This is a genomic window from Robinsoniella sp., assembly GCF_034124845.1.
This window is the reverse complement of sequence record NZ_JAWYAJ010000134.1, coordinates 1-1647: the sequence shown is the minus strand read 5'-3', so window position 1 is coordinate 1647 and position 1647 is coordinate 1. Positions and strand designations below refer to the sequence as shown.

Annotated in this window: 2 protein-coding genes; both read left to right on the top strand. The window is 40.9% G+C overall.

Translation table 11 applies throughout. From position 1 onward, the window contains the following. A partial coding sequence (locus ACH2DQ_RS06470) for a sensor histidine kinase (RefSeq protein WP_395026034.1) occupies window positions 1-870 on the top strand: 870 nt, incomplete at its 5' end. Next, a partial coding sequence (locus ACH2DQ_RS06465; RefSeq protein ID WP_395026032.1) for a response regulator occupies window positions 845-1647 on the top strand: 803 nt, incomplete at its 3' end. The genes ACH2DQ_RS06470 and ACH2DQ_RS06465, both read left to right, overlap by 26 nt.

Here is a 1647-nt window from a genome sequence, read left to right as displayed (position 1 = left end):
ACACTGGTATGTATCGCAGTGTGCATCTACGTGTCCCATAAAGTTTCCCATACGATCAGTTCCCCCATCGACCATCTGATACATCACACCCGGACGATTAAGGAGGGAATCTGGACACCCGTACAGGAAGAGTGCAGCGATACGGAAATCGGTGAGTTATTCAAAGCTTTTAACAGCATGATTACAGCCCAGGAGAAATTAAAAAATGACTTGCTGGAATCCCAGAAAATGAAAACAAAGATTTCTCTGGATCTCCTACAACAGCAGGTAAATCCCCACTTTCTCTATAACACCCTGGATAATATCTGTTCTCTTGCTGAAATAGATGAAAAAGAGACTTTGATTGATATTGTTATGAATTTATCAACTTTTTACCGGGAAGGCTTGAGTAATGGTAAGTTTTACATTACAATAAAAGAAGAGCTGGAAATCACAGAAGCCTATCTGCACATTATGCAGGTACGGTACTTCAACAAATTTGACTACTATATTCACTGTCCCAGATCCCTCTATGAATATCCCTGCCTGAAGCTGCTTTTACAGCCCATTGTAGAAAATAGTATTTATCACGGTATCAAAGAACTTGAATATAAAGGTATCCTGGAAATCATGGTCACAGAATATACTGACGCTATTCGTATTGTTGTACAGGACAACGGCATTGGTTTTTCAAAAGAAGCTTATGACCAGATATGGCAGACAGGCAGCGACCACTTTGGCATCAAAAACATCCATCAGCGTATCCAGCTTTATTATGGAACGGAATATGGTCTGGAAATCGCCAATCGCCCTGAGGGAGGCTGTATCACAACAATTACAATTGGAAAGGAGGCCGCAAATCAAAATGGCCTTAAATCTTCTGATCGCTGACGATGAATATTTCATCCGGCAGCGTTTAAAAAAAATAATTCCATGGACTGCTCTGAATCTGAACTTTATTGGTGAGGCTGAAAATGGAATGGAAGTTATGGAACTGCTGGAGCAGCATCCGGTGGATATCATTATACTGGATATTAAAATGCCTAAAATGACCGGGATCCAGGCAGCGGAACAAATTCATGAGGATTATCCCCAGACAAAAATAATCATTTTATCCGGCTATAATGACTTTGAATATGCCCGTACGGCTATGCGGTATGGAGTTACCGACTATCTGCTAAAACCGGTAGACACCCTGGTACTGAAAAGTACGCTGGAGGACTGTATTGAAAAAATTGCCCTCTCCAAAAAACAGCACCGCCAGATTGAAAAACTCAATCATTATGAAAAATGTACTGCTCTTACAAATGTGCAGAACGGTTCACTGGATATTCAGGGGCTTTATACGAATTATCCGGAATTTTTACAAATTACCCACGCACTTTATATCGGGGCCTTTGTTTTTGAAAATACAGAGATGGCGGTACATCGTTTGATCACTGCTCTAAGACTGGAAGGTTTCCAGTGTGAATATACCCAGGAAGCGGAATACATTTATGTACTGCAGATCTTTTTTACAGCCCGGCAGGCTTCCCATCATATTGGCAGCGTGTTAACAGAATTTGTGGAGAAGGAAAAACATTTTGTGTTTTTAAGCGTAGGTAATCTGTTTTCCTTAACTGAAAGCTGGAATCCATACTTCAAACGGGTTCTCCATGGATTGAGCCA